At 58.1% G+C, this 25,168-nt stretch carries 27 protein-coding genes and 1 pseudogene; 8 read left to right on the forward strand and 20 right to left on the reverse strand.

All coding sequences use genetic code 11. The features are described from left to right. Window positions 1-4 precede the first annotated feature (4 nt). Window positions 5-1,678, reverse strand: coding sequence for a fused response regulator/phosphatase (locus tag MKFW12EY_RS16390; RefSeq protein WP_221053389.1), 1,674 nt, complete (start codon window positions 1,676-1,678; stop codon window positions 5-7). Between the two features lie 127 nt (window positions 1,679-1,805). Here MKFW12EY_RS16390 and MKFW12EY_RS16395 point away from each other — a divergent pair, with 127 nt between their 5' ends. Continuing rightward, window positions 1,806-2,171, forward strand: coding sequence for a DUF6164 family protein (locus tag MKFW12EY_RS16395; protein ID WP_054761182.1), 366 nt, complete (start codon window positions 1,806-1,808; stop codon window positions 2,169-2,171). Here MKFW12EY_RS16395 and MKFW12EY_RS16400 read toward each other — a convergent pair. The 5 genes from MKFW12EY_RS16400 to MKFW12EY_RS16420 are packed head-to-tail and all read right to left on the reverse strand — an operon-like array spanning window position 2,168 to window position 5,318. Further along, window positions 2,168-2,407 carry a TIGR02647 family protein gene (locus tag MKFW12EY_RS16400; protein ID WP_054761180.1) on the reverse strand — a complete coding sequence of 80 codons (240 nt, stop codon included), beginning with the start codon at window positions 2,405-2,407 and terminating at the stop codon, window positions 2,168-2,170. The genes MKFW12EY_RS16395 and MKFW12EY_RS16400 overlap by 4 nt on opposite strands. Before the next feature lie 22 nt (window positions 2,408-2,429). Next, complete coding sequence (locus tag MKFW12EY_RS16405; protein WP_221053390.1) at window positions 2,430-3,203, reverse strand: DUF3530 family protein; 774 nt, start codon at window positions 3,201-3,203, stop codon at window positions 2,430-2,432. 5 nt (window positions 3,204-3,208) lie between these two features. Beyond that, the gene (locus tag MKFW12EY_RS16410; RefSeq protein WP_064022427.1) at window positions 3,209-4,276 is read right to left on the reverse strand and encodes an AI-2E family transporter; all 1,068 of its coding nucleotides are present in this window, start codon (window positions 4,274-4,276) and stop codon (window positions 3,209-3,211) included. Window positions 4,277-4,300: 24 nt separating this feature from the next. Continuing rightward, window positions 4,301-4,936: a DedA family protein gene (locus tag MKFW12EY_RS16415; protein WP_054761176.1), complete on the reverse strand. Its 636-nt coding sequence runs from the start codon at window positions 4,934-4,936 to the stop codon at window positions 4,301-4,303. Between the two features lie 52 nt (window positions 4,937-4,988). Beyond that, window positions 4,989-5,318, reverse strand: coding sequence for a cold shock domain-containing protein (locus tag MKFW12EY_RS16420; RefSeq protein ID WP_054761174.1), 330 nt, complete (start codon window positions 5,316-5,318; stop codon window positions 4,989-4,991). Between the two features lie 52 nt (window positions 5,319-5,370). Here MKFW12EY_RS16420 and MKFW12EY_RS16425 point away from each other — a divergent pair, with 52 nt between their 5' ends. Next, complete coding sequence (locus MKFW12EY_RS16425) at window positions 5,371-5,568, forward strand: hypothetical protein (protein ID WP_054761172.1); 198 nt, start codon at window positions 5,371-5,373, stop codon at window positions 5,566-5,568. Window positions 5,569-5,589: 21 nt separating this feature from the next. Here MKFW12EY_RS16425 and MKFW12EY_RS16430 read toward each other — a convergent pair whose 3' ends face one another. The 6 genes from MKFW12EY_RS16430 to MKFW12EY_RS16455 all read right to left on the reverse strand — a co-directional run bounded on the left by MKFW12EY_RS16430 (window position 5,590) and on the right by MKFW12EY_RS16455 (window position 9,963). Next, a complete protein-coding gene (locus MKFW12EY_RS16430) occupies window positions 5,590-5,952 on the reverse strand; it encodes a hypothetical protein (protein WP_054761170.1) in 363 nt (120 codons plus the stop codon). A gap of 106 nt (window positions 5,953-6,058) precedes the next feature. Continuing rightward, a complete protein-coding gene (locus MKFW12EY_RS16435; protein WP_054761169.1) occupies window positions 6,059-6,469 on the reverse strand; it encodes a ketosteroid isomerase-related protein in 411 nt (136 codons plus the stop codon). A 62-nt stretch (window positions 6,470-6,531) separates the two neighbouring features. After that, window positions 6,532-7,068, reverse strand: a complete 537-nt coding sequence (cobO, locus tag MKFW12EY_RS16440; protein ID WP_054761216.1) for a cob(I)yrinic acid a,c-diamide adenosyltransferase — start codon at window positions 7,066-7,068, stop codon at window positions 6,532-6,534. A gap of 110 nt (window positions 7,069-7,178) precedes the next feature. Continuing rightward, the gene (locus tag MKFW12EY_RS16445) at window positions 7,179-7,439 is read right to left on the reverse strand and encodes a SemiSWEET transporter (protein WP_054761166.1); all 261 of its coding nucleotides are present in this window, start codon (window positions 7,437-7,439) and stop codon (window positions 7,179-7,181) included. Between the two features lie 6 nt (window positions 7,440-7,445). Next, a complete protein-coding gene (locus MKFW12EY_RS16450) occupies window positions 7,446-7,640 on the reverse strand; it encodes a hypothetical protein (RefSeq protein ID WP_054761164.1) in 195 nt (64 codons plus the stop codon). A gap of 4 nt (window positions 7,641-7,644) precedes the next feature. Next, complete coding sequence (locus MKFW12EY_RS16455) at window positions 7,645-9,963, reverse strand: DNA translocase FtsK (RefSeq protein WP_221053391.1); 2,319 nt, start codon at window positions 9,961-9,963, stop codon at window positions 7,645-7,647. Window positions 9,964-10,134: 171 nt separating this feature from the next. Between MKFW12EY_RS16455 and trxB the strand changes: the two genes are divergently transcribed. Further along, the gene (gene trxB, locus MKFW12EY_RS16460) at window positions 10,135-11,091 is read left to right on the forward strand and encodes a thioredoxin-disulfide reductase (RefSeq protein WP_054761214.1); all 957 of its coding nucleotides are present in this window, start codon (window positions 10,135-10,137) and stop codon (window positions 11,089-11,091) included. A gap of 150 nt (window positions 11,092-11,241) precedes the next feature. Here trxB and MKFW12EY_RS16465 read toward each other — a convergent pair whose 3' ends face one another. Continuing rightward, entirely contained in the window at window positions 11,242-11,814 is a 573-nt protein-coding gene (locus MKFW12EY_RS16465; protein WP_054761160.1) for a methyltransferase family protein, read from the reverse strand. A gap of 84 nt (window positions 11,815-11,898) precedes the next feature. Here MKFW12EY_RS16465 and MKFW12EY_RS16470 point away from each other — a divergent pair, with 84 nt between their 5' ends. The 4 genes from MKFW12EY_RS16470 (at window position 11,899) to MKFW12EY_RS16485 (ending at window position 16,361) form a co-directional block, all read left to right on the forward strand. After that, window positions 11,899-12,594, forward strand: coding sequence for an ABC transporter ATP-binding protein (locus MKFW12EY_RS16470; protein ID WP_064026710.1), 696 nt, complete (start codon window positions 11,899-11,901; stop codon window positions 12,592-12,594). Next, the gene (locus tag MKFW12EY_RS16475) at window positions 12,591-15,002 is read left to right on the forward strand and encodes an FtsX-like permease family protein (RefSeq protein ID WP_221053392.1); all 2,412 of its coding nucleotides are present in this window, start codon (window positions 12,591-12,593) and stop codon (window positions 15,000-15,002) included. The genes MKFW12EY_RS16470 and MKFW12EY_RS16475 overlap by 4 nt, the downstream gene beginning before the upstream one ends. Window positions 15,003-15,225: 223 nt before the next feature. After that, window positions 15,226-16,212: a methyl-accepting chemotaxis protein gene (locus tag MKFW12EY_RS16480; RefSeq protein ID WP_054762975.1), complete on the forward strand. Its 987-nt coding sequence runs from the start codon at window positions 15,226-15,228 to the stop codon at window positions 16,210-16,212. Further along, a complete protein-coding gene (locus MKFW12EY_RS16485) occupies window positions 16,098-16,361 on the forward strand; it encodes a hypothetical protein (protein ID WP_245006338.1) in 264 nt (87 codons plus the stop codon). Before MKFW12EY_RS16480 ends, MKFW12EY_RS16485 begins: the two co-directional genes overlap by 115 nt. A 23-nt stretch (window positions 16,362-16,384) precedes the next feature. On the opposite strand, the gene MKFW12EY_RS16490 is transcribed toward MKFW12EY_RS16485, so the two are convergent. From MKFW12EY_RS16490 to MKFW12EY_RS16505, 4 genes are all read right to left on the reverse strand, one after another. Further along, a complete protein-coding gene (locus MKFW12EY_RS16490) occupies window positions 16,385-16,789 on the reverse strand; it encodes an RNA-binding protein (protein WP_064022438.1) in 405 nt (134 codons plus the stop codon). A gap of 94 nt (window positions 16,790-16,883) precedes the next feature. After that, window positions 16,884-18,380, reverse strand: a complete 1,497-nt coding sequence (locus MKFW12EY_RS16495; protein ID WP_221053393.1) for a phytoene desaturase family protein — start codon at window positions 18,378-18,380, stop codon at window positions 16,884-16,886. After that, window positions 18,380-19,972, reverse strand: coding sequence for an aldehyde dehydrogenase family protein (locus MKFW12EY_RS16500; RefSeq protein ID WP_221053394.1), 1,593 nt, complete (start codon window positions 19,970-19,972; stop codon window positions 18,380-18,382). Before MKFW12EY_RS16500 ends, MKFW12EY_RS16495 begins: the two co-directional genes overlap by 1 nt. Window positions 19,973-20,021: 49 nt before the next feature. Beyond that, entirely contained in the window at window positions 20,022-21,548 is a 1,527-nt protein-coding gene (locus MKFW12EY_RS16505; RefSeq protein WP_221053395.1) for a phytoene desaturase family protein, read from the reverse strand. Window positions 21,549-22,421: 873 nt separating this feature from the next. On the opposite strand from MKFW12EY_RS16505, the gene MKFW12EY_RS16510 reads away from it, so the two are divergent. After that, the gene (locus MKFW12EY_RS16510) at window positions 22,422-23,219 is read left to right on the forward strand and encodes a hypothetical protein (RefSeq protein ID WP_221053396.1); all 798 of its coding nucleotides are present in this window, start codon (window positions 22,422-22,424) and stop codon (window positions 23,217-23,219) included. Window positions 23,220-23,281: 62 nt separating this feature from the next. Here MKFW12EY_RS16510 and MKFW12EY_RS16515 read toward each other — a convergent pair whose 3' ends face one another. From MKFW12EY_RS16515 to MKFW12EY_RS16530, 3 genes and pseudogenes are all read right to left on the reverse strand, one after another. Next, the gene (locus tag MKFW12EY_RS16515) at window positions 23,282-23,518 is read right to left on the reverse strand and encodes a phosphopantetheine-binding protein (protein WP_054762980.1); all 237 of its coding nucleotides are present in this window, start codon (window positions 23,516-23,518) and stop codon (window positions 23,282-23,284) included. Between the two features lie 321 nt (window positions 23,519-23,839). Continuing rightward, window positions 23,840-24,510, reverse strand: a pseudogene (locus tag MKFW12EY_RS23095) (IS5 family transposase); the annotation flags it as partial. 133 nt (window positions 24,511-24,643) lie between these two features. Beyond that, window positions 24,644-25,072 carry a TOBE domain-containing protein gene (locus MKFW12EY_RS16530; RefSeq protein WP_054762981.1) on the reverse strand — a complete coding sequence of 143 codons (429 nt, stop codon included), beginning with the start codon at window positions 25,070-25,072 and terminating at the stop codon, window positions 24,644-24,646. Between the last annotated feature and the right edge of the window lie 96 nt (window positions 25,073-25,168).

A 25,168-nucleotide genomic window follows, 5' to 3' on the forward strand; every position in this document is an offset into this window, starting at 1 on the left:
CGGCTTAGGCCTGCCAATCGAACACGGCCGTGACCCGGTTACCGCATCCGTGGTAGGTCACGCTGCTGCAAAGCTTTTCCAATAGGGCAATGCCGCGCCCGCTGTAGCCGAAATTGTGTTGCAACTCGGTACGGCACCGGCGCCAGTCGAAGCCGCTGCCGCTGTCGGCGACCTTGATCGTCAGCCGCCCGCCGGCCGCGGTGGGTTGGTGGGCAAACAACAGGCGGATTTTGCCGTGCGCCTGGGTTTGCAAGCGTTGCTGTTTCAATTCGTAAAAGCGTAGGAAACCCTCGGGACTATCCTTGTCGGCGGAATCCAGTTGCAGCAGGCCATGATCCAAAGCGTTGCTGAACAACTCGTTGACGATCATGAATATCGCCTGGCGATGGGCCTGCAAGCACTGAAGCTCCAACAAAGTATTGACCAGCAGCGGAACCGGGTTGCTGCTGCGCAGGCTGTCGATATCGAACTCCATCATCTGTTTCCAGGCCATCGCCGCCAATCTATTGCCGGCAGCGCGGTCCCGACTGCTACGCCACGGTGCGCTGTCGACCGCGCAATGCAGAATCGCCATCGTGTTGTCGTCTTTCCGCAGGCCGCCGCCGGTATGTTCCGCCAGCCGGCTTTGCAGCAGTTCGAAGTCGCCGGCCGGATTTTGCAGGATGGCCTGCAATACGCGTTCGGCGCCGAACAATTCGCCCAGCGCGTTTTCCGCCTCGAAAACGCCGTCGGTCAACAAATACAAACTTTCGTGCTCGCCGACCCGGTGCAGTTGCGGATTGGGCCGGATCGCCGGCTGGATCCCGAGCGGGATATTGTTGGAAGTTATGGTCCGGTAACTTTTATCGATACGGTTGACCAGATAATGGTCCGGCAAACCGCAGGCGATGGTTTTTAGCGTCGAACCCTCGGGGTACAGTGCGACCAGCGTCGCCGCCAGGAAGCGATTGGCCGGCAGCAACCGATACAATTTCGCGTTGATCTCCGCGGCGATGTCTTCGACATCGAAGCCTTTGCGGGACATGCCGTAAAACATGTCCGCCAGCGGCGGCGTTGCAATCGACGCCGCCAGGCCGTGGCCGGTGAAATCGCCCAATAGCAGGTGCAAATGGTCTTCCGGCGTTTTCGCCACCAGCACCAGATCGCCGTTGAACAGGGCCATCGGCGACATCGATACGGCAACCGCCTCGGTTTCCAGAAAATCGGCTTTAAGGACGTTGTTGAACAATTTGGCGGCCACTTCGTGCTCGAGGTCGGCGGCCTGCCAGTAGCCCAACAATTGGTTTTTTTGCTCGCGCTCGCGCCGGTACAGTTCGCGCAAGCGTAGCGAAGAACGGATTTTGAACAACAACAAGCCGAAGTGGACCGGTCTGAACAATACCGTATCGACGTCTGCGGCGGCGCACTGCTCTAGGACGGTATCGCTGATCGATTCGCTGATGCGGACGATAGGCAGATAGCTGTCGGCCGCTTCGCGAAGCTCGGCCATTTTCCGCCAAGGCCAATCGCGGCAACTGGCGATCAACAGATCGGCCGGCCGCCCTTCGACCAGTGCCAAAGCCTCCTCGACCGATGTCGCTGGCCAACAGGTGTAGCCTTGGCCGGCCAGCAGGCGTTGTAAATTATCGGCCTCCGCGTCGGCGCCGGCATCCCGGAAAAACACGATTGCTGTTTGCATACTCGGCGAAAATCGAACGGATCGTTACATTTCGGCCAATTCGGCGGAACGGCGTATTGCCATTCGCAACAGGCGCGGGTTTACGGCTGGCTTATAATGGCAGCCCCTAAACCCCGACCCAGCAGCCATGGCGATACTATTTTTTTCACTCCGCGGCGTCCCGGCCGACGAAATCGAGGACGTCCGGCAACTGTTGGCCGATAACGCCATCGAATTCTACGAAACGTCGGCCGGCACCTGGGGCACGTCGCTGGCGGCGATCTGGCTTTACCACGCCGAGGATCTACCGGCGGCGAACGAATTGTTCGACCGCTACCAGACCCAGCGCGCATTGACCCAGCGGGCGCATTACCAAGCCCTGAAAAGCAGCGGCGCGGCGGTCGGGTTTTGGCGTCACAATCTGGCGCGGCCGCTACGTTTCGTCGGATTGAGCATAGCCATAGCGCTGGTCGCTTTCGTCTCGCTGAAATGGCTGTTCGAGTTGGGCCTTTAAGGCGCCGTCGACAATATCGCCAAAGCCCGCTGAGCGTGTTCGGCGGCTTCGATGCCGAGGTCGGTCAAATAACCGCCGTCGGCCTGCGAAATCAAACCCTTGCCGAACAGGCGCCGGGCAGCCTCGATCAATTCCGGATCGGCATTGCCGTGCACTTTGACGCCTTCTTGCGCGCTGGCCAAGTTGAACAGCGATAAAAATCGGATTTCCGCGACTAGTTCTTCGTTGAATAACATGCTGATTCCCCTGTTGTTATGGTTATTTTTCGTTGGCTGTTACAGCCAGCCAAGCATAAATCCGCTTCAGCAGCAGATTGTGTTCTTGTAGATATGCATGCCCCTCGCCATCGACGCGGATTTGCCGGTACACCGGGTTATCCTTGCCGGCCATGCGCCGTTGCCAGGCGCTGCCGAGCACGGCGGGCAGGTCGAATTCGGCATACACATCGAGAAACGGTAAGCCGATCCGTTTGATCTGCTCCAGGCTTTGCCCTTGCGGCAGAGGATAGTCGGCAACCGGTAGACTGATTGCGGCGAAAGCCATGACGCCGTCCGGTTTGCCGCTGAGCCGGTAAAGCGCCATCGCCGCACCGACGCCGTAACCGACCACGGCGATCCGTTTGGCACCGCCCTGCTGCAAGTAGGCGACAGCCGCATCGATCCGCGCTGCCGCTTCGTCGAACAGTGCAAAGTATTCGTCAAGGCCCGCGCCGGCCTCCCGCACCGGCATTTGTATAGCCAACACCGCCCAGCCGTGTTGCGGCAAGCTGGAGCGCAGGCCGCGCACCACCGGACCTTGGTCGGGATGGCCGCCCATGTCGTGCAATACGATAGCGGCATCGCGGTTGTCGGTTTTTTCGGCGTCGCTATAAAGCCCCAGAAACGTCCGGCTCTCGGCCTGTAGCCAAACCGCACGGCCGGCTGCCAACTGACGTTGGATTTGTTCGGCATAATCCTGTTCGCGGCGCGGGTCGCCGGCGGCGGGCAGCGCCGCCGCCAAGCAGAAAATCGCGAACGCCGGCCCGAAACGCAAGACGGCTAACCGTTGCTGTAGAAACCGCTGAAGGTGTAACGCTCGTGGATGTGGCGCAACAGCACCATCACCACCGATGCTACCGGCAAGGCCAATAACACCCCCAAAAACCCGAACAGCCGGCCGCCAGCCATGACCGCGAACATCACCGCGACCGGATGCAGGCCGATCTTGTTACCGACCAGCCAAGGCGTCAGCAACATGCCTTCTATGCTTTGGCCGACCGCAAACACGGCAACCACCGGCAACAAATGCATCGCGTCCTGGAATTGCAGCAAGGCCGACATGCAGGCAAAGACGATGCCGGTGATCGCTCCCATGTAGGGCACGAAACTGACCAAGCCGGCCATCATGCCGATGACCAAAGCCAATTCCAGATCGACCAGCCATAAACCGAAACTGTAGATGCCGCCCAAAGCCAGCATCACGTAAAACTGGCCGCGCATGAAGGCGCCCAACACGTCGTCGGCTTCCGCGGCCAATTTCGCCACGGTGCCGGCCGCCCGGCGCGGAAACAAATCGTGGATTCTTCTGACCAACTCGTCCCAATCGCGCAGCAGGTAAAAGGTGATGACCGGAATCAGCACCAAATTCATGATCCAGCCGATCAACACCGCGCCGGAATGCGACACCGATTCCAGCAGATTTTCGCCGACGCCGCCGTTTTGCCAGTGGTTCTTGATCATGTTCAGCAATTGTTCTTCGCGCAGCGGGCGGATGCTGCGGCCGAAGTATTTTTGCAGATCGGGAATCACCGCCTTGTTGATCCAATTCAAGTAGGACGGCAATTTATCGATGAACTCGCCGATCTGGTATTCCAACGCCGGAATGATGACGACCAGCAGCGCCGCAATCGTGAAAATGATGCCGGAAAACACGACAACCACGGCCAGCGTGCGATTCAGGCGCCAGCCGCGTAATTGCAAAGTTTCCAGCCGGTCGACCAAGGGGTCGCCCAGATAAGCCAGAATCGCGGCGACCGCGAACGGCATCAATACCGGGGCCAGCAAATAGAGCAAAGCGCCGAATACGGCAACGAAAGCCAATAACAACCACTTCTGCGAATCACTCATCTCCACACCGTTTCTCCGCTGGATTTAATTTTCCGGTTGTTTGCGCGCCTTCCAGAGCTCAATTGCAATAGGCGTGACCGACATCAGTACGATGGCCAGAATCGCCAGCTCGAAATTCTGTTTGACGATCGGAATGTTGCCGAAAAAATAGCCGGCAAACACGCAAATCAAGACCCAGGCCAAGCCGCCCACCACATTGTAAAGAATGAAATAAGCGTAGGGCATGCGGCCGATGCCGGCGACGAACGGCGCAAAGGTGCGGACGATCGGCACAAAGCGCGCCAGCACGATGGTTTTGGCGCCGTAGGTTTCGTAAAAGCTTTGCGCCCGCTCCAGATGTTGCCGGTTGACCCAGCTCAACGAGTAAGCGCGTTTGCCGATGCTGCGGCCGATCCAGTAATTGACGGTGTCGCCCAACACGGCGGCTACGCTCATGATGCCGAGCAGCATCGGCAGATTCAGCGCATCCACCGCGACGAAGGCGCCGGCGGCAAACAGCAAGGAATCTCCGGGCAGAAACGGCATCACGACAAAACCGGTTTCGACAAAGATCACGGCAAACAAGATCGCATAGGTCACGGCGCCGTATTCGCCGATCAACTCGGCCAGATGCTTATCGATATGTAACAAAACGTCGAGCAGGTAATGTAGCCAATCCATCTGTAATCTCTGAAATCCTGGAAATAGTGCGGTAATGCGCCGGCCGGCCGAGTTACCGGTAGAAATAAGCCGCGGCCGCCGCGCTGATCAAGCCCAGCAACAGCGCAACCAGCCAACGCCAGACTTTAACGGGCTTGGATGGGGCTGCCTCCTGATAGGCCACGCCTTCGATGCTGGCGTCAACCGCCTTCAATTTGCCATCGGCTTCGCGAGCCACCCGGTAGACTATCACGTCACCCCTTAACGGCCGCCGCGCCATGCCTTTCAGCGAAGAGATATGGATAAAAATGTCCTTGTCGCCGCTATCCGGCTGAATGAAGCCGAAACCTCTGTCGTCTTTCCAGGTTTTTAAAACACCTTTGTGGACGGTGCTATCCGCCATATCGATTCACCTCTTAAATTACGAACTGGATTTGTAGGGAACTCCGCTGCCGATGCAGCAGATTAACGTCGCCCGTATTTTGGACGAAATGCGCGACAATGCGGTTAAGCCGGATCGATCCGGCCGCAAGCGCGAAAATGGAATAGGGTCGCAAGGCTGGCAAATTCGCAAAGTGCAAGTTACCGTCCCGGTCTGCCTCGGCAATAATCCGCGCAGAACCCACCGAGACGAAAACGGCGTTTACGCTTAAGCGCATAAACGCCGTCTGCACTCAAATTTTCTTGTCGATCAAAACCTTATCGTCTATGACCAACTTCGATACGCCCCCCAGCGACAAATGCAGCGTGCAGGACGCGGTTTTAAAGTTGGAGCCCGGTTCGCCCACCCATTCCATCGTCACGTAAGTGGCTTTATCGGTATCGGTCTTGGACGGGAAATAAACCTGGGTGCCGGTTTTGTTTTGAATCAATTTCGGGCATTTTTGGTTGGCCATTTCCTGCATGGCGACCAAAGAACGGATCTGCGACGCGGCTTCCTTCTCTTCGTTGCTTTGCTCCTTGCTGGCGCCAACCAGAATGAAACCGATCACAAATACACCCAGCACAGCGATCATAGCTTTTTGTATTTCACCCATTGTTGCTCTCCTCTGTTTGTAATTATTCTCAAAGCAAATCCGAAACCTCAGGTTTCGGATTCTAAGCTAAATGGCCGGTAGCGGCAATGAGCCGGCAATAGAGCGTTTAGGCCTGCGGATCGACCTGGGCAATCCAGTCGCCGAGATTGTAGTAATTGGTGATGCGGGCGACTTTACCGTCGCGGATTTCGAAGAACGCGCCGGCCGGCAGGCGGTAAGTCTGGCCGTTGGCTTCCGGCAGGCCTTCGTCGGTATTCAGGTATTCGCCCAACACGACGAATTCGGCGGCACCGCGGCTACCGTCGGCATTGGCCATGACCACCATGTCAACCAACTGCTCCTTATAGTGGTGATTCATTTTTTTCATGAATTCGGCAAACGCGGCCTTGCCTTGTTCGCGGCCGCCTTGATTGATGTCGTGCACCACGTCGTCGGTCAACAAGCTCAGGAAAGTCTCCATGTCGCCGTCGTTGAATGCTTGATAGTACTTTTGGATCAATTCGATTGCTTGTTGCATAGTGGTCTGTGACTGAATGGAAAAAGGCGGCAATTTTGCCAGAAGCCCGTTTTTTTTTCAGCTTAAAATTCAACGCCCTGCTCGGCTTTGATTCCGGCTTGAAAGGCGTGTTTGACCCGGGTCATTTCGGTGACGGTGTCGGCGATCTCGACCACTTCCGGCGCCGCGTTGCGCCCCGTCAACACCAAGTGCAGCCAGCCGGGCTTGTGTTGGCGGATGAAATCGGCGATTTCCTGGCCGCTGATCCAGCCGTAGCCGCAGCAGTAATTGATTTCGTCCAAAACCACCAAATCGAATTGTTCCGACAGGATTTTCTGTTTGGCAAATTCCCAAATCTCGCGGCTGGTCTTAATGTCCTGTTCCGGATTTTTGGTATCCCAGGTAAAGCCGTCGCCCAGGGCGTGCCACTCGATTTCCTCGAAGCGGGCGGCCGCTTTCTGTTCGCCGGTCTGCCACTGGCCCTTGATGAACTGGATCACGCAAACCTTCATGCCCCAACCCGCGGCGCGAAACACCATGCCGAACGCGCTGGACGATTTGCCCTTACCCTCGCCGGTATGTACCAATACCAGGCCGTGTCGTTTTTCTCTTACTTTCATGCTGCAGCCTTCGCCATCCCTACGGTTAAAGGGCGCGCATTGTAACAAGTTATTGTTGCCGCTACCGGTTTCCGCCGAGCCGATTGCGGCGGCAACGAAAAACTCCTGATCTATTTCCGCAACGAATTATGCAACTTAACCGCCAGTATCGCTGCGGCCAATAAAAACGTCACGGCGTTGGCGACAATGATCGCCCAGTTCGCCAGAAACACGCCGTAAATCAACCAGCACAGCACGCCCAGCGTGAACAGGCTGTACATGCCCAAAGACAGCGACGATGTATCGCGGGTTTTGACGGTCATGACCGCCTGCGGCAAAAACGAGGCCGTCGTCAACGCCGCGGCCAGATAGCCTATCCAATCGGAATTCATAAAAAATCAAACGCCAAAACGTTGCCAGCCCAAATAGGCCAACACCGCCAATATCAGTAAAGAAAAAGCCAGCCCCCAAAAATAACCGACGAACAGCATGACTTTAACCGGTTTTTCGACGGGCTTGTTGCGGCACAGCAGCCAACCACCCAAGGCCGATACGGCAAGAATAGCCAGTAAGGCGTCGATGGCGGGATTCATCTAGTTAGCGCGGCGGCGGCGCCAACACTTCGCGCGAGCCGTTGGTTTCGGGCGGGCTGACCACACCGGCGTTTTCCATGTCTTCGATAATCCGCGCCGCACGGTTATAGCCGATTTTGAAGCGGCGCTGCACGCTGGATATAGATGCCTTGCGCGACTCGGTAACAAAAGCGACTGCCTCGTCGTACAACGGATCGGACTCGCTCTCGTCGCCGTCCGCACTCGCCACTTCGCCGCTGTCGGTACGCTCCTGGGTAATCTCGTCCAGATAGTCGGTCGGGCCGGTCTTTTTCATGAACTCGACTACCCGATGCACTTCGTGGTCGTCGACGAAGGCGCCGTGAGCCCGCAGCGGAATGCTGGTACCCGACGGCAGGAACAGCATGTCGCCGTTACCCAGCAAGGCTTCCGCACCACCTTGGTCGATGATGGTCCGGGAGTCGATCCGCGACGACACCTGGAACGAAATCCTGGTCGGCACGTTGGCCTTGATCAAGCCGGTCAAGACGTCGACCGAAGGCCGCTGGGTCGCCAACACCAAATGGATGCCGGCGGCACGAGCTTTTTGCGCCAGACGGGCGATCAGTTCCTCGACCTTCTTGCCCACCACCATCATCATGTCGGCCAGCTCGTCGATGATAATGACGATGCTTGGCAACGTGGTCAGGTAGGGATAATCGTCCAGCGGAATCGGCGTTTGCGGGTTGAACAGCGGATCTCGGATCGGCTGGCCGGCCGCGTCGGCTTCCTTAACCGCGTGGTTGTAACCGGCCAGATTGCGCACGCCGACTTTGGACATCAATTTATAGCGCCGCTCCATTTCCGCTACGGCCCAACGCAACGCGTTTTGGGCGTCTTTCATGTCGGTGACGACCGGGGTCAGCAAATGCGGAATGCCTTCGTACACCGACAGCTCCAGCATTTTCGGGTCGATCATGATCATGCGCACGTCTTCCGGCTTGGCTTTGTACAGCAAGCTCAGAATCATGGTGTTGATCGCGACCGACTTACCGGAACCGGTGGTACCGGCTACTAGCGCATGCGGCATTTTGCCGAGATCGGCCACCACCGGCGTCCCGGAAATATCCTTACCCATCGCAATGCTGAGTTTGGACTTGGCCCGCTCGAATTCGTCCGATACCAGTAGATCGCGCAGCGACACCATCTCCCGCTCTTGGTTCGGAATCTCCAAACCGATTACCGATTTGCCTTCGATGATTTCGACGATGCGCACGCTGGTCACCGACAGGCCACGCGCCAAGTCTTTGGCCAGACTGCTGATCCGGCTAACCTTGACCCCGGCGGCCAAACGCAATTCGAACCGGGTAATCACCGGCCCCGGCAGCACCGCTTCCACTTCGGCGGCGATGCCGTAATCTTGCAGCACGTCCTCGACCTGGCGCGAAATCTCTTCCAGCTCGGTTTTGGAATAGCGTTTGACCTTGATGTCGCGTTTGTCCAACAACGACAACGGCGGCAAGGCATTCAGGAAGGCGCTGTCGTCCAAATTTTCCAGGACCTTGCTGTCCTTGCGCCGCGCCGGTCTGATGACCTCGGCGGCGTTGGCGTTCGCCTGCACGGTTTCCACAACCTGAATTTGCGGTTTGTTGCGCGGCGCCTCGTCGGCTCTGGCATCCACTTTGGTTTCGGGTTTGCTGCGCACTTTTTTGGCTTCGGCGCGAACCGGTTTCTCGATGCTACGGTAACGTTCGGCACCGGTGACAGCCTGGCGGCCGACCACGGAACACGCGCTCATCGCGCATTTGCCGATCAAACTCATCACCATCAGCCAGGACAAGCCGGTGAACATCGTCACCCCGGTCATGAAAATGGCCAGCAGCAACAGCGTCGAGCCGGAGTTGCCTAACAAATGTACCAAGGCGTCGCCGATTTCCCGGCCCAGAATACCGCCCGGACTCTCTGGCAGATCGACTTTGGTCCGCAAAAAATGCAGATGTAAGAACAAAATGGCCGAGCCGGAAACGACGGTCGCCAGAAAACCGACCGAGCGCGCCGCGACCAACCATTGGCTGGCCTGCTGTTGGCTGGGACCTTGATAGACCATGTAGCCGTACCAAAACACCATCACCGGGATCAGATAGGCCATCAAACCGAGAAAACTCAACACGAAATCGGCCAGCCAGGCGCCGAACACGCCGCAAGCGTTGCTGATCGATTGGTAGGACGTGCTGTGGCTCCAACCCGGATCGTTGGAGTTAAAAGTCAATAAGGCAATCAAAAAGAACAAGGCAAAACAGGAACAGCCCAGCAATGCGATTTCGCGATATCCTCGCGCGTCTTTCTCTTCCACAACAGCAACCATGGGTGACGGCTCACAATAAAAGTGTAACGAAAACTGGATTATAGATGATAAAAATCGATTTCACATTAGCTCAGTCGGCGCAGCCCGCAAAATCCCGGCATTCCGCCGGTTTAATCCGCGGGGGATTGCCCATATAATCTTTTCATCCTAACCCGCATGGAGATCGTGAAAATGGCTGCTGCCAAGCATTGCAAACTTTTAATCCTAGGTTCCGGCCCGGCCGGCTACACCGCAGCCGTTTACGCCGCGCGCGCCAACCTCAATCCGGTCATGATCACCGGCATGCAGCAAGGCGGACAATTGACCACCACCACCGAAGTCGACAACTGGCCCGGCGACGTCGACGGCGTCCAAGGCCCGGAATTGATGGACCGGATGTTGCGCCACGCCGAGCGTTTCAACACCGAGGTTATTTTCGACCACATCCACACCACCGATCTGTCGCAAAAACCGTTTACCTTGACCGGCGACGCCGGCGTTTACACCTGCGATGCGTTGATCATCGCCACCGGCGCCTCGGCCAAATATCTGGGGTTGGATTCCGAAGAAGCTTTCAAAGGTAAAGGCGTTTCCGCTTGCGCCACCTGCGACGGTTTTTTCTACCGCAACAAACCGGTCGCGGTGATCGGCGGCGGCAATACCGCGGTAGAAGAAGCCTTGTATCTGGCCAATATCGCCTCGGAAGTCATCGTCGTGCATCGGCGCGATAAATTCCGTTCCGAGAAAATCCTGTCCGACAAATTGATCGAGAAATCCAAATCCGGCAACGTGCGTATCGAATGGAACCACGAACTGGACGAGGTGTTAGGCGACGACATGGGCGTCACCGGCCTGCGCATCAAAAGCACGCAGGACGGCTCGACCAAAGAACTGGACGTACACGGCGTCTTTATCGCGATCGGCCATACGCCCAACACCGACATTTTCGCCGGCCAATTGGAAATGGACCACGGGTACATCGTGGTTAAAAGCGGCATCCACGGCAACGCCACCGCCACCAGCGTGCCGGGCGTATTCGCCGCCGGCGACGTGATGGACTCGCATTACAAACAAGCCATCACCTCGGCCGGCGCCGGCTGTATGGCGGCATTGGATGCCGAGAAATACCTGGACGATTTGTTCGGTTAAACCCTCCGCTGCGTTGCGGCCCGGCGCCGCAACGCCGTTTCAAGCCCCCTGACCCATCTGCTCAGCGGCCCGCCAAATCTTAATGGCCCGAAACGCCCCGTCCGCAGCGCCCGGTTCGGCGCCAATCCCAAGGTAAAACTTCGGCTTGTTTCAATAAAACCAGGGCAGCAAGCGCCAGCGGTTGTTCCGGTACGCCCGGTATGCGTCGCCGAATTGCCGCTCCAACAAACGCTCTTCGATCTCGATCCGCCGCGCCAGCGCCCAAGCGGCCGGCAGCAACACACTGAGCAATGCCAGGCCGTCGCCCATGGCCAATCCGGCCGCGGCCAAAGCAATCAACAAACCGGTATAAGCCGGATGCCGCAGCACACGGTAGGGCCCGTCCTCGACCAATCGATGGCCGTGCAAAATCGCTACATTCGTGGTAAAGAACCGACCTAGCCCGACCACCGCCGTATAACGCAAATACAAACCACCGGCAAATATCGCCAACGCCAGTATCTGCCGCGGCAGATAATCCAGCGGAATCGGCAGCCAGGCCAGTTGTTTGAACACCAGCGCCGACAACAGTCCCAGCGTCACAAACAGCCACAGCCGGCGTTGCGAACGCCGCTCGCCGAAGGCGATTTCGCTATCCGGCGAACTCCGCCGCCGGGCCAGCCCGATCTCGGCCGCTACCCAGGCCAGAAACACCAAAAACCAGAAAACTCTCACCCAAACCATCGCCTGCCCTCCTCCGGCTAGCGGCAGAATCCTTTGCCTCGCGTCGCGTTACCTCGTGTAACATACCCCAATTTGCCGAGCGCCATGCAGCCGATTATCGAACTGAACCAGGTTTACAAGGATTACCCGCAAGCCGGCGGCCGGCAAACGGTCTTGCACGGCATCGATTTACGCATTGCCGCCGGCGAATTCGTCGCGATCGTCGGCCCGTCCGGTAACGGCAAATCCACGTTATTGAACCTGATCGCCGGCATCGACCACCCGAGCCGCGGCGAGATCGTCGTCGCCGGCCACGCCCTGCAAAACCTCGGTAACGAACGGCTGGCGCGCTGGCGCGGCGAGCATGTCGGCATCGTATTCCAGTTCTTCCAACTGCTGCCGGCGCTGAGCCTGCTGCAAAACGTGATTCTGCCGATGGACTTCCTGGGCCGGCTGCCGAAAAGGCAACGCCGCGAGCGGGCACTGCAATTGCTGGACAGCGTCGGCTTGCTCGGCGCAGCGGACCGGCTGCCGAGCCAGGTATCCGGCGGCCAGCAGCAACGGGCGGCCATCGCCCGCGCCCTGGCTAACGACCCGCCGCTGATCGTCGCCGACGAGCCGACCGGCAATCTGGACAGCGCCAGCGCCGACTCGGTGTTCGATTTATTCAGCCATCTGCGCGACCGCGGCAAGACGCTGTTGATGGTCACCCACAACGAGGCGCTGGCCGACGCGGCCAGCCGCAAACTGGAAATTCGCGGCGGCCGGCTGCACGCCGACAGCCACCGGGAACCGCGTTGAGCGCGCTGGCCTACAAATTCCGCGCCGATTTGTGGCGCCATAAAGGCCGCAGTCTGCTCGCCGTCGCCAGCATCGCCATCGGCTTGTTTTGCGTCGGCACCATCTTCGGCATGATCGATTTATTGCTGGCAAAAATGGATGCCGCTCACCGCCAATCGCAACCTTCGCATATCAATATGCTCCTGCGCAGCGCCGCCGATTCGGCGCTACTGGAGCGGATCGCGGCGCTGCCCGACATCGCCGGCGTCGAAGGGGTAAATCCGGTGGCGGCGCGCTTCCGTTCGGCGCCTGACGCCGCTTGGCAAAACGCCAGCCTGATCGTCAGAACCGATTACGCCCACCAGCTTTACGACAGGACGACCTTGGTTTCCGGCGACTGGCCGACTGCGGGCAGGCTGGCCATCGAAAACCTGTCGGCCCAACATACCGGGCTCGGCAGCGGTGCCAACCTGCAACTGCAAATCGAACGCGCTGAACTCAATTTTCCGCTCGATGGCGTGGTCCGCCACCCGTTCGTCAAACCGCCCAAATTCGGCGGCCAGACCGTGTTTTTTGCTTCCGCTGCGGATGCGGCCTTATTCGGGCTGGCCCCGCGCAGTTTTCGGCAACTGCTGGTACAGGTCAAGCCGCCTTACAGCGAGGACAAGGCCCGCGCCGCCGCGTCCCAAATCCGCAGCCTACTCGCCGAACGCGGCGTTGCGGCTAACGCCACTTTATTGCAAGACCCGGACCGGCACTGGGGCCGGCCGTTTCTGGCCGGCATCAACGGCGTACTGGAAATCATGGCTGTGGCGGCGTTGGCGCTGTCCGCTAGCCTGATCGCCAACACCGTCTCGGCCCATATCACCCAACAAACCGATCAGATCGGCGTGATGAAGGCGGTCGGCGGCAGTAATCTCGCCATCGCCGGTTTGTACCTGAGCGAAACCTTGCTGCTGGCGATTGCCGCAATCGCGCTGGCCGCGCCGCCGGCGGCGCTGGCCGCCCATTTTGCTTCGTGCCGGCTGCTGGCCATCTTCGATATCGGCTGCGGCACGTTCGAACTCCCCAACCGGGCACTGGCGTATCTGGTCGTCGGCGGTTTGCTGGTGCCGCTGGCAACCGCCGTCGGGCCGGTGTGGCGCGGCGCGGCGATGACGGTGCGCGCCGCGATCGCCAGCTACGGCCTCGGCGCCGATTTCGGCAAAAGCCGGTTCGACGCCCGGTTACAAGGCCTGGCCGGCCGCTGGTTCCCTACCGTCTACGCCGCAGCGCTGGGCAATCTGTTCCGCCGCAAAACCCGGTTACTGTTGACGCAGAGCGTATTGGCCGTGGCCGGCGTCGCGTTTTTGAGCCTGGCCAGCCTGATCGCGTCGCTCAACCTGACCTTGGACAACGAAATGGCGCGCAGCCGATATGCCTTAAAATTGGGTTTGGCCAGCGACCAACCCCGGCAAATGGTGCAGGATACGATCAAGGCCGCCGATCCGGCCTGCAGCGTCGAAATCTGGCGCCGCCTGCCGCTGGAACTGAGCGGCGGCCGGGGCGTTTTCCGCCAGAAAGGCAGCCTGGGCCTGCAATTGCTGGCATTGCCGGCCGGCAGCGAGACTTACCGGCCGCGGATCGAGAGTGGCCGCTGGCTGCAAGCCGACGACGCCGGCCGGGCCGTATTGGTGCTGAATGCCGAAACCGCGGCCTTGAACGGCATTAAAACCGGAGACACGGTCGCAGCGGCGATCGGCAGAGACCGCCAAACTTGGCAAGTCGTGGGTTTGTACCGCTGGCTGGCCGGTAGCCAATATGCCGTGGAACCGGTATACGCCCCGCTGGAAACGATAGAAAAAAGCCTGGGCGGCGATACCGCATCGTTGGCGCTGGTCACCGCGCCGGTCGCCACTCTGCAGGACGAAACCGCGCTGCTGAGCCGGCTCAGCGAGATACTGCAGCAACGCGGCGTCGCGGCGGACATTTACAACACACACGGCCGACTGGAACAGCGCGGATACGCCCGCAACCAATTTAAACCGTTGATTGGGGCCTTATCCGGCCTGGCGGCGATGCTGGCCGCGGTCGGCGGCATCGGCCTTTCCGGTACGCTGGCGATCGGCGTGCTGCAACGCAGCCGGGAAATCGGCGTGTTAAGGGCAATCGGCGCCCCATCGCCGACCCTGTTCCGGCTGTTCATGCTGGAAGGCTTGTTCCACGGCGTTCTGGCCTGGCTGATCAGCGTACCGCTGGCCTACCGGGCCGGCGCACCGCTGGCGAAACGGCTCGGCGAAACCATGTTCGGCTTGAGTCTGGACTATCGCTTCGACTTCGCCGCGGCCGGCTATTGGCTGGGCCTAATCTTACTGCTGGCCGCCACGGCCTCGTATTTCCCGGCGCGGAAAGCGGCAAATATGGCGATCCAAGACTGCCTGTCGCATTGAGCGCCGGCTGCGGCCGTTCCAGGCACCTGCTTGCAGTTCGTAGCTCGGCTTGCGACCGCCGAAAAAGCGGAACTCGGCAGCAAAACGCCGGAACGCGGCGGTCGCAGCGGCTGCAGAAAGCGGCCGGGTAGCCGATAATGATGAATAACGACGAGCCGCTGCGACTGCTCGATCGAACCCATTTGCTACCGTAACTCAAGCTTTTATTACTCTCACCCGAATTATGTTCTCAATATTCAGCCGCAAACGCGAAATAGAAGAATTACAACAACATCTGGCTAAAGCGGAACAGCGCATCGAACAGCAAAACAGCGAGCTGGAACAACTGCGCCAGCGTGTGCAAGTAGCCGACAAAGCCAATTCCAGCCTGGAGCAGCAGTTGAACAGCCAGAACGGCACCGTGCGCCATTTGCAAAATTTCGGCCAGTCGCTGGTGACGATGCAGGCCAGTTTGCTGACACTGGCCAACCGCCTGCGGGACGAAAAAGACAATGCGGTCGAGGCGCAAGGTATCTCGCTGGATAGCAGCAACGCCATCGAGCGCATTTCGAAAAACCTGGCCAACCTGGCCGACGCCTCCAGTTCCGCCGCGCAGCAGGCCGGATCGCTGGACCAAAGTTCGCGAGAAATTATCGGCGTCGTCAAACTGATTCACGATATCGCTGACCAAACCAATCTGTTGGCGTTAAACGCGTCGATAGAATCGGCCCGTGCCGGCGAACAAGGCCGCGGTTTTGCCGTCGTCGCCGACGAAGTGCGGACGCTGGCGCAAAGAACGGCCGAGGCCACCAACAAAATCGCCAAACTGGCCGAGTCGATCCGCGTCGCCAGCGGCGGCACCCGCGACCAGATGAACTCGCTGGCCGAACAGTCGCGCAGCTTCAGCGAGGATGGCCAGCGCGCCACCGGCACGATGCGCGAATTGCTGGATTTTTCGGTGACGATGGAGAAAGTGGTCGCCGCGTCGTCGTTACGCAGTTTTTGCGAACTGGCGAAACTGGACCATCTGATTTACAAGTTCGAACTGTATAAAGTGCTGTTCCATTTATCGCAAAAATCGCGGTGCACGATTTTGCCCAACACACCGAATGCCGCTTGGGTAAATGGTATTACCAGGGCGAAGGCAGGGCCTGTTTTTCGCAATTGCCCGGTTACCACGACATCGAACAACCGCATATCGGCGTACACAGCAGCGCCATCAACGCGCTGAAAGCCCATGCCGCCGGCGACGTCGACACCATGTTGCGCGAGGTCGGCAATATGGAAGACGCCAGCTTGTTGGTGTTGTCGAATTTGGAAAAGATGGCGCACAGCGCCGAAGCGAACAGCAATTTGCTGTGCCAAGCCAAGCACCCCTGAATTGGCGACGGTTGCCCCGACCGCTAAAGCAAAGGGTCGGGTGCGAAGAAAATATTCGATAAATCGATGAAAATTTCGATCCGGTCGCCGCGCCGGCGTTCCCGCTGCCTTTGCTCCGCTGCGACATCCTCTTCGCAGCCGCGGCGGCGGTCGTTCAGATCGTCCCGGAAATTGTAGGGCCGCACCAAGATTTCGCTGCCGTTGAAGGCTTTGCCGTTGAGCCGCTCTATGGCTCTGAGGCCGGACTGTTCCGAATCGAGCATGGCCAAACCGTGGTGCTCCAGCGCATTGGTGGTTTTGTCCCGGATCACCATGACCTCGGCTTTCAACACCTCGCCGCTGTCCGCTTCGCCGCCGGCCGAGGCAATCAGGCTGTACAGTTCGTTGGGCCGGGAATTAACCGGAATATCTTTAAAAAACAAAATCATAAAGCGCTCGATGCCGTTGCGGCAGGCTGGTTATGGGCCAAGCCGGCGACGACAACCGGCCCCGGCCGCATTTTAGCCCGTTGCCCGGCTAACTTTAAACCCCCATGTCGGCCAGGATTTTGTCGCGCACCAATTGCCCGGACAGCGTTACCATCGGCATGCCGCCGCCCGGATTGACGCTGCCGCCGACAAAATACAGATTGGCCAACTGGCTGCTGCGTTGCGGCGCTTTGAAGCCCAAATTCTTGTTGCGGTCGGCCACCACGCCGTAAATCGAGCCCCGATTCGAATAGTAACGGGCCTGGATATCCAGCGGCGTCCAGTACTCCTCGGTAACGATGTGCTTACGCAGATCGGTCAGACCCATCCGTTCCAGCTTCAGCAAGACCCGTTCGCGCAGCGCCCAATAATCCTCCGCGGTTAACGGCTTGTCCGGGTCCAAATGCGGAATGTGCGGCAGAATTTTGATGATCTCGCAACCGGCCGGGGCCTGCTCCGGATCGGTTTTACACGGTGCGACCAGATAAATGGTCGGATCTTCCGATAACCGGTGGCTGTGAAACACCGCGTCGAAATGCGCCCGCGAGTCGGCCGAATAAAAGAAGTTGTGGTGCGCCAATTGCGGATAAATCCGGTCCACGCCCAAGTGCAACACCAGACCGGAACAGGTCGGCTCGAAGCGCTGCATTTTTTTCAGTTCGGCCGGAGTGCTGTTTAGCAATTTCTGCATCGCCGGGATCACTTCCATGTTCGATACCACGATATCGGCCTGCAACAACTCGCCGTCGGCCAAACGCACGCCGGTTGCCCGGCCGTTTTGGCGTTCGATTTCGGCGGCTTCGGCGTTCAAGCGGATCGTCACGCCGAGTTCTAAAGCCAGTCGTTCCATGGCCTTGGCCAAGCCGTACATGCCGCCTTTGACGTACCACAAACCGTAGCCGTATTGGATGTAAGGCATCAGATTCATCAAAGCCGGTGCATCGTAAGGCGAGGAACCGACATATTTAATGAAGTAATTTAGAATGTCGGCCAGCTTCGGATCCGAAACGAAACGCCTGACGCCCTGGTCCATGGTCCGAAACACATCGAATTTCAAACTGCGCAACGGACCGTAAAACTTCAGCAATTCCCAAAAGCCGTCCAAGCCCTTGGCAAAATACCCGGCTTCGGTTTCTCTAGTAAGCTCTTGCGAATAGGCCATGAAGCGTTGAAACTCTTGGTAGACCTGCGGCCCGAGCTTATCCAGTTCTCGGCGCTGGTTGTCCGGGTCTTCGCATAAATCGACGACGGTGCCGTCTTCGAAAAAATTGCGCCAGTGCGGTTCGACTTTTTCGATCGCGACGTAATCGGCCATGCGTTTTCCGGCCCGCTCGAACAACGCCTCGAACACGTGCGGCATGGTCAGAATCGACGGCCCCAGGTCGAAGGTGAATCCGGCTTGGGTCATGATATTCAGCTTGCCGCCGACTTTGTCGTTCTTGTCCAGTAACTGTACCCGAAAGCCTTCTGTGGCCAACGAGATCGCCGCCGACAAACCGCCCAGGCCGGCACCGACTACGACGACGTTTTGATTACCAAGGTTTTGCTTCATCAATAATTCCTATGCCAAGTCAGCAGTAATTTCAGGTTATGCCAGCGCTGGGCCAGATCGAAAGCCGAATACTCCCGAAACGCCTGCAAGGCCGGCCAATTGCGCTTTATGCGTTGCCGCAGCGAACCGCTGCCGTAGACGAAATCGAGGTAGCCTTGCAACGCCCGGTAATGTTGTGCCGAATACGGAAACCAGTTGGGTTCCTTGGGCAAGTGGCTACGGCTGGTCAAGCCCGACACCGGATAACTGAACGCCAGCAAGCCTTCCGCACCGTGGTAACGGCCGAAACCGCTACGTTTGACGCCGCCGAACGGCAAGCCGGCGTGGCCAATGTTTTTGATCACATCGTTGACCGCCCAATTGCCGACCTGCAATTGCCGAGCGACCCGCTCGGCTTTGGCGATGTCGCGGCTCCACACCGAAGCATTCAAGCCGTATTCGCTGTCGTTGGCCAGCCCGACTGCATCGGCTTCGCCGTCGAAGGCCATCACCGGCAGCAAGGGGCCGAAGGTCTCTTCCCGCATCAGCCGCATGCCGTGGTGCACGTTCCACAACACCACCGGCCTAACGAAGTTGCCGTCGCAAACCAACGGTCCGGAGGCTGCCGCGCCCTGCGCGATGGCATCCTCGTACTGCGCCTTGATCAGCTCGATTTGCCGCCCGGAAACCATCGCCCCCAGCTCGGCATCTGCGCCGACTCCGACCCGTAGCGCCGCCACAGCGTCGAGCAAGCGGCGCAGGAATTCGTCGTGGCAGTGCCGCTGCAGGTACAGCCGTTCCACTGAGACGCAGACCTGGCCGCTGTTGCTGAAGGCGCCGTAAACGGCCGCCGCCGCGGCCCGATCCAAATCGGCATCGGCGAACACCAACATCGCATCCTTGCCGCCCAATTCCAGCAATACCGGCAGCGGATGCTGCGCAGCCTGGCGCATTACCGCTCGGCCACCCTCCAGACTGCCGGTGAAAAAAACCAGATCCGGGCCGGCCTCGATCAACTGGGCACCAACCGAGCCGTCGCCCGCCAGCCATTGCACCAAGTCCGGCGGCAGCTCCAGGCGTTGAAATAAATCGACAATGAGTTGGCCGACCGGCAGGCTCAACTCCGACGGTTTCAAAATCACGGCGTTGCCGGCAAACAAGGCGGTCAGCAGCGGCGCCACCGACAATTGGAACGGATAATTCCACGGCGAAATTATCGCCGCGACGCCGACGGGCCGGTAGCGAATGCCGGCGGTGGCGCCGGGAAAGGCAAACGGCGAGGTCGCCACACTACGATCGGCCAAAATATCCGGCGCATGTTTGCGGTAATACGCCAGCAAATCCAGCAACGGATAGATTTCGCCGAGCAAGGCCTCGCATGCCACCTTGCCGGTAGCCAGACGCAGGCAATCGACGATAGGGTCGATTTCGGCCAGGACCAGTTCGCCGAATTTCGCCAGAATTCGGCAACGCTCCCGAACCGGCGTTTGGCCCCAAATGCCGGCAGCGGCACGGGCGCGCTGCAGCTTGAGGGCTATCTCGTCAGCAGTAGCGGCGGGATACTCGCCGAGCAAACGGCCGTCGAGCGGAGAAATGGCAGGTAATATCGCCACGGCTGGGGCAATCCGGTTAGCGGAAATATTGAAATAACATGGCCGAGGCTTACGACTTCAACCAGCGGCTGTGCTGGATGTCGGCAAAGTCCGCACCGTGTTTTCGGGAAATCATGTTGGCGGAGATCCGCGCCGACTCGTAAATCGTCGGCAAGCCGCTGCCGGGATGGGTACCGCCGCCGACCAGATAGCAATTGTCCAGTTCTTCGAAGCGGTTATGCGGCCGCCAGTACAGCATCTGGCTGAATTTGTGCGCCAGACTGAAAGTGGCGCCTTTGTAAACGTATTCGTCGCGCTCCCAGCCGCCCGGCGTGATGATTTTTTCGCATTCGATATGGTCGCGGATATCGCTCAAACCCAGGCGGGCGCCCAAGCTATCCAACACCTGCTCGCGTACCGCCTGGCAATGGGCATCCCAATCCAAGCCGCTGTCGTTGTTCGGCATCGGCGCCAACACGTACAAGGCCGACTTTCCGGCCGGCGCCAGACTGGGATCGTTGACCGAAGCGTTTTGCACGTAAAACGACAAATCCGCGCTCAGCGTCTTGTTGGCGAAGATATTGCTGATGTTGGTCCGGTAATCCTTGGCGAACACGATGGTGTGATGCGGCAGGTCGTAAAGCTTGTCCAGCCCCAGATAGAGCATGAAGGTGGAACAGGAATAATCCAGCTTTTGCAATTTGTCCGGCGCATATTTCTTTAGGCTGCCGGCCGGCGCCAACCGGCTCATCGCATGGGCGAAATCGGCATTGACCACCGTTTCGTCGCCGCTTACTTCAGTGCCGTCGTCGAGCCTGACGCCCTTGACCGCGCCGTCTTCGACCCATAACGACGCCACGCCGGTCGAGGTGTGAATTTCGCCGCCGTTTTCGACGACGACTTTGGCCATCGCCGCGGCGATGCGGTTCAATCCGCCAGCCACGTGGTAGATACCGTATTCGTGTTCCAAATACGGCAACATGGTGAACAGTGCCGGACATTCCCACGGCGACATGCCCAGATATTTGGACTGGAAACAAAAAGCCAGGCGCATTTTTTCCTGGGTGAAATAGCGACCCAGATTGGCGAACACGCTTTTCGGAAACGCCAGCCACGGTAAGGCTTTAATCAAGTCCGCCGACAAAAACGAACTGAGACTGGAATAGTCGCGGGTGATGCAGGGATAGAGTGCGTTAAAACGCTTGCGCTCGACTTGTAAGAACGCTTCGTAACCGGCCGCGCCTTCGTCGAACACCCGGTTCAACTCGGCCCGCATGTTTTCCCGATCGGAATACACCTCGATCTGACGGTCGTCGTACACCAGCCGGTACATCGGCGACAGCGGCAGGAATTCCAGATAATCCGAACTACGCCGGCCGCACATTTCGAACATTTCATCCAACACACCTTTCATCAACAAAAAGGTGGGACCGGTATCGAAGGTAAAACCGTCGAGCCGAATCGGCCGGTTCCGGCCGCCGACTTCCGGATGCTTGTCGTATATCGAGACTTTGAAACCGCGCTGGCTCAGGAGCATGCCTGCGCACAAGCCTCCCGGGCCGGCGCCGACGATGATGATGTGTTTGGACTGGCTCATGTTTCCGATTGAGTTTTCGTAGCTATAGCTTTGGAATATGCCGGTAATGTAACAGTAAAACTCGAAAAAGCGATTTTTGATCGGCCTTGCAGCGTATTCGGATCTGGCAGCGGATTGGCAGGAAACACAGCCGAGAGGCCTGGCGCAGGCGGATTGCGGGAATTGCAGGGCCTGGCCGCGTGGCGAAAGGCGGCCAACGAAGTTGCCGCAGCCATTACCTCGGCGGATGATTTGTTCGCAGGCATAAAAAAGCCCACCTAAGTGGGCTTCGTCCGGTTTTATTTGTTATGTGTTGGACGCCTACCGCGCGATACGGCAGGTTAATGGCTTGCGTTTATTATTGTTGTTCTACCAGATAACTGGTCGCTTTCCTCCCTCCCCCTATTGGCAGGAAGCGCCTCTTGCGAAGCGACCAACCTACTCAAGGTGGACGCATTGTAGGGGATAAAAAAACCGATGTCCAGAAAAACTGCGACGTTTTGTCGCATACCCTGCCACACCTTGAATCTTAAGGCTTACAGCCGTTCGGAGCGGATGAGTTCGCCGTGTATTTGCCCGGTTTCGAATCTTGGCCTGGCCGTCGCTGCCTGCAAAAAAAAGCCCCGGAGAACCGGGGCAAATGTCAAAGAGGGGGAACTCCGCTTCAGGCTGCGCCGGGTATTCGCTCCGGAATACGCCGTCGTGCCGCTCCGCTCATAGTTCGGAAACAGTTATAGAAGAGTCTGCCGAAAAAACCTGGACGGCAATCACAGATACAATATTGCGCGGCAATCGGAGCCGAACGCTTGGTACCGAAAAGCTGCGGCCGTCACAAAATCACCCAGCAACCCAACGCATGCCGCCGATCAGGCGCACGACACCCATACGACTTCGATGATCGCGGAATTCATACACTACCTGGGTACACGGACCAATCCAGGCGCGCGACGATTGGGTTACGCCGGCGAAGCAGCCGCCTTGGAAGCCCGCCACCGCCGCTGCCGGGAGGCCTGGTTACCGCATTTGGCCGCCACCCGAGCCGCCTTGCTGCGCGCCGCCGAACTGGCTCATCCGAATTCGGGCGACGCTTTGCTGGTCGGCGGCGGCAGCGTCCACGATCTGCCGCTCGCCGAGTTAATGGACCGGTTCGACCGCATCGTGTTATTGGACATTGCTTTCGGCGTCGAGGCCCGGCGCTTGGCCAAACGTTGGCCGAAGCGGTTGCGGCTATGCCGCCACGACGTCACCGGCATCGTCGATTGGCTGGCAAAACACCGCAGCCTGCCGCCCGCCGAATTGCTTAGCCGCCCCGTGTTGCCGCAACTTGACATACCCCCCGGCTGGGTCGCGTCGGTGAACTGCCTGACGCAATTGCCGCTGCTGCCGCTAAATTACCTAGCCGGCCGCATAGTCGACGAATCCGCGCTCGAGGCATTCGGCCGAGCGCTGGTACAAGGCCATTTGCATTGGTTGCAAGCGTGGCGCGTGCCGATTTGCCTGGTCACCGAAGTCGAGGACCGGCAGTTCGACCGGGACGGGGTATTGACGAGCGGCACCGACTACCGCGCCTTACTGCAAGGGTTTACAACCGATGCCGCACGCATCGGCCGCTGGCCGTGGCTGATTCATCCGCCGGGCGAACTGGCCGACGGCCGCCACGAAAGCAGAATTGTCGAAGCTTGGTGCCTTTGACGTTTGGCCGCTCGAAAAAAAGCCGGCGCGAGGCCGGCTTGGTTGAGCGGGTTCGGAATGGTTCAGTGAACCGTCACTTTGGCGATCTGCCGAACCACGTCGCGCACGGTATTCGCCTGGCTGAAGTCGACCTGAAAATTGTTAAACATCTCCATGATCGATTGGTCCAGTTCGTGCAGAACCGCGGATGTCATACCTAAATCCTGCTTCAGGTTGCTGTCGGGGTAAATCTCGTCGACATCGATATCCAATGTGTCGGCGATCACCAAATAAACCGCCATGGACATCATATTTTCCATACTCTCAATCTCGTTCTCACCCATTTTTCCGCACATTTGCTGGAATCTCCATGCTGTTATAGATGGAACAATTGTCGGAAAATACTTACAAAATATCCGTGAATAACTACCTTTTTCCTTACCCGAATTGAGAAATACCGGACAAATAAAGCGATATTGCGTCCAGACCGCCCCAAACCGCTTCGCAAAGGAATCGCGCTACCTTGTTATATTTTTTAGAGACCACCGTTTTTCGCCAATTTCCTCGTCAAAAAAACTGTTTCTAAAAAACGTACTAATAAATCGATTAGCCAGCAAATCAGCCCCTTACCCCAAGCCACAAGGCGGATTTAGGATAATGGCCTCTGCGTTCCGTTCGGCAATCGCCGTGTGAGCGTGCTTGGTATCTTAGGCGCCATCGCCACTGACGGCATCGATCCGTTCATTTTGAGGAATCTGGTTGAGCAAATCCGGCAATACCTGGGCATCACCGATACGATTCGATGTGACTTCAATCGCTCGAATTTCCAGCGTTTCGGCGTCGATACCCAAATGAACCTTGCGCCACTGGCGACGATACTCGGCACCGTGCTTCTTGGTTTTCCATTTATGCCCTTTGGGTATCACCCAGCATTTTCACGCCGGTACTATCGACCAGCAAATGCAAGCCATTTGGATTAGGGCGATAGGCAATGCAAACCTGCAAACGCTGCTGGCGACGACATAATGTGGAGTAATCAGGCGTCGGCCAATCCAGACAGGATAGTTTCAATAAGCTTTCCGCCATGCCGGTGACTTGCCGGAGCGCCAACCCAAATAGATTCTTAACCATGAGGCAAAACTGAATGGCGGCATCAGAAAATTTTTCTGCTCGCTCCCGCTTTCCGCTGGCGACTGCTAACCAGTCCATTTCTTTATCTATCCAGAGTAAAAAGCGAACCGCGTTGCTTCAAGGATCGGTTGTAATCTCGCCAGTTCGTGGTTCGGTATTTGATGGATTGGGGCTTTGGCATTCGGGGCGTTAGGTTAACAATTTGACCTTAACATGGGGTTGTCATCGGATTTATGCAACAAAGCACCGCACATGAAAAGGGCCGCGGTTGCGGCCCTCGGTTTATCCGCCGGTTGCCGCCGGGGATTGCCTTATCAGGCTTTTGTCGCCAACAACACGGCGCCGGCTTTGAATACCGCGGTAACGGTCTGGCCCTTTTTCAAGCTCAGAGACGACGCACTTTCGTTGGTGACGGTCGCCGAAATTTGCTGGCCGCCGGCGGTATCCAAATCGATTTCGGTGTTGACTGCGCCCGGTTTGACCTCGGTAATGGTACCGGCCAGTTGGTTTCTTGCCGAAATTTTATAGCCGCCGAAATCGGCAACAATGACGATTTGCGGGGCTTTTATCAAGGTAATGACTTCGCTGCCCGGTTTGACGCTCAGCGCCTTGACTGATTCCTTGGTGATCGACGCCACCACTTTTTCCCCGCCGGCCAGTTCGACGATGACTTCGGCGTATACGGCGCCATCGATGATTTCGCTTACTTTGCCGCTGAATTGATTTCTTGCACTGGTTTTCATGGTTACTCTCCTTAGTGGTTCGGAAAGCTGCAGTGTAGCCTTGTTGAACCGCACGGTCCTTTATTCGATTTCGAATAGCGCCACCCGACAGCAACC

The sequence above is a fragment of the Methylomonas koyamae genome, assembly GCF_019669905.1.
Lineage (GTDB): Bacteria > Pseudomonadota > Gammaproteobacteria > Methylococcales > Methylomonadaceae > Methylomonas > Methylomonas koyamae.

Coding starts and splice junctions, on each gene's coding strand:
- MKFW12EY_RS16390 (WP_221053389.1), bottom strand. CDS start 1,678: ATGCAAACAGCAATCGTGTTTTTCCGGGATGCCGGCGCCGACGCGGAG.
- MKFW12EY_RS16395 (WP_054761182.1), top strand. CDS start 1,806: ATGGCGATACTATTTTTTTCACTCCGCGGCGTCCCGGCCGACGAAATC.
- MKFW12EY_RS16400 (WP_054761180.1), bottom strand. CDS start 2,407: ATGTTATTCAACGAAGAACTAGTCGCGGAAATCCGATTTTTATCGCTG.
- MKFW12EY_RS16410 (WP_064022427.1), bottom strand. CDS start 4,276: ATGAGTGATTCGCAGAAGTGGTTGTTATTGGCTTTCGTTGCCGTATTC.
- MKFW12EY_RS16415 (WP_054761176.1), bottom strand. CDS start 4,936: ATGGATTGGCTACATTACCTGCTCGACGTTTTGTTACATATCGATAAG.
- MKFW12EY_RS16420 (WP_054761174.1), bottom strand. CDS start 5,318: ATGGCGGATAGCACCGTCCACAAAGGTGTTTTAAAAACCTGGAAAGAC.
- MKFW12EY_RS16425 (WP_054761172.1), top strand. CDS start 5,371: ATGCAGCAGATTAACGTCGCCCGTATTTTGGACGAAATGCGCGACAAT.
- MKFW12EY_RS16430 (WP_054761170.1), bottom strand. CDS start 5,952: ATGGGTGAAATACAAAAAGCTATGATCGCTGTGCTGGGTGTATTTGTG.
- MKFW12EY_RS16435 (WP_054761169.1), bottom strand. CDS start 6,469: ATGCAACAAGCAATCGAATTGATCCAAAAGTACTATCAAGCATTCAAC.
- cobO (WP_054761216.1), bottom strand. CDS start 7,068: ATGAAAGTAAGAGAAAAACGACACGGCCTGGTATTGGTACATACCGGC.
- MKFW12EY_RS16445 (WP_054761166.1), bottom strand. CDS start 7,439: ATGAATTCCGATTGGATAGGCTATCTGGCCGCGGCGTTGACGACGGCC.
- MKFW12EY_RS16450 (WP_054761164.1), bottom strand. CDS start 7,640: ATGAATCCCGCCATCGACGCCTTACTGGCTATTCTTGCCGTATCGGCC.
- MKFW12EY_RS16455 (WP_221053391.1), bottom strand. CDS start 9,963: ATGGTTGCTGTTGTGGAAGAGAAAGACGCGCGAGGATATCGCGAAATC.
- trxB (WP_054761214.1), top strand. CDS start 10,135: ATGGCTGCTGCCAAGCATTGCAAACTTTTAATCCTAGGTTCCGGCCCG.
- MKFW12EY_RS16465 (WP_054761160.1), bottom strand. CDS start 11,814: ATGGTTTGGGTGAGAGTTTTCTGGTTTTTGGTGTTTCTGGCCTGGGTA.
- MKFW12EY_RS16470 (WP_064026710.1), top strand. CDS start 11,899: ATGCAGCCGATTATCGAACTGAACCAGGTTTACAAGGATTACCCGCAA.
- MKFW12EY_RS16480 (WP_054762975.1), top strand. CDS start 15,226: ATGTTCTCAATATTCAGCCGCAAACGCGAAATAGAAGAATTACAACAA.
- MKFW12EY_RS16490 (WP_064022438.1), bottom strand. CDS start 16,789: ATGATTTTGTTTTTTAAAGATATTCCGGTTAATTCCCGGCCCAACGAA.
- MKFW12EY_RS16495 (WP_221053393.1), bottom strand. CDS start 18,380: ATGAAGCAAAACCTTGGTAATCAAAACGTCGTCGTAGTCGGTGCCGGC.
- MKFW12EY_RS16505 (WP_221053395.1), bottom strand. CDS start 21,548: ATGAGCCAGTCCAAACACATCATCATCGTCGGCGCCGGCCCGGGAGGC.
- MKFW12EY_RS16510 (WP_221053396.1), top strand. CDS start 22,422: ATGATCGCGGAATTCATACACTACCTGGGTACACGGACCAATCCAGGC.
- MKFW12EY_RS16515 (WP_054762980.1), bottom strand. CDS start 23,518: ATGGAAAATATGATGTCCATGGCGGTTTATTTGGTGATCGCCGACACA.
- MKFW12EY_RS16530 (WP_054762981.1), bottom strand. CDS start 25,072: ATGAAAACCAGTGCAAGAAATCAATTCAGCGGCAAAGTAAGCGAAATC.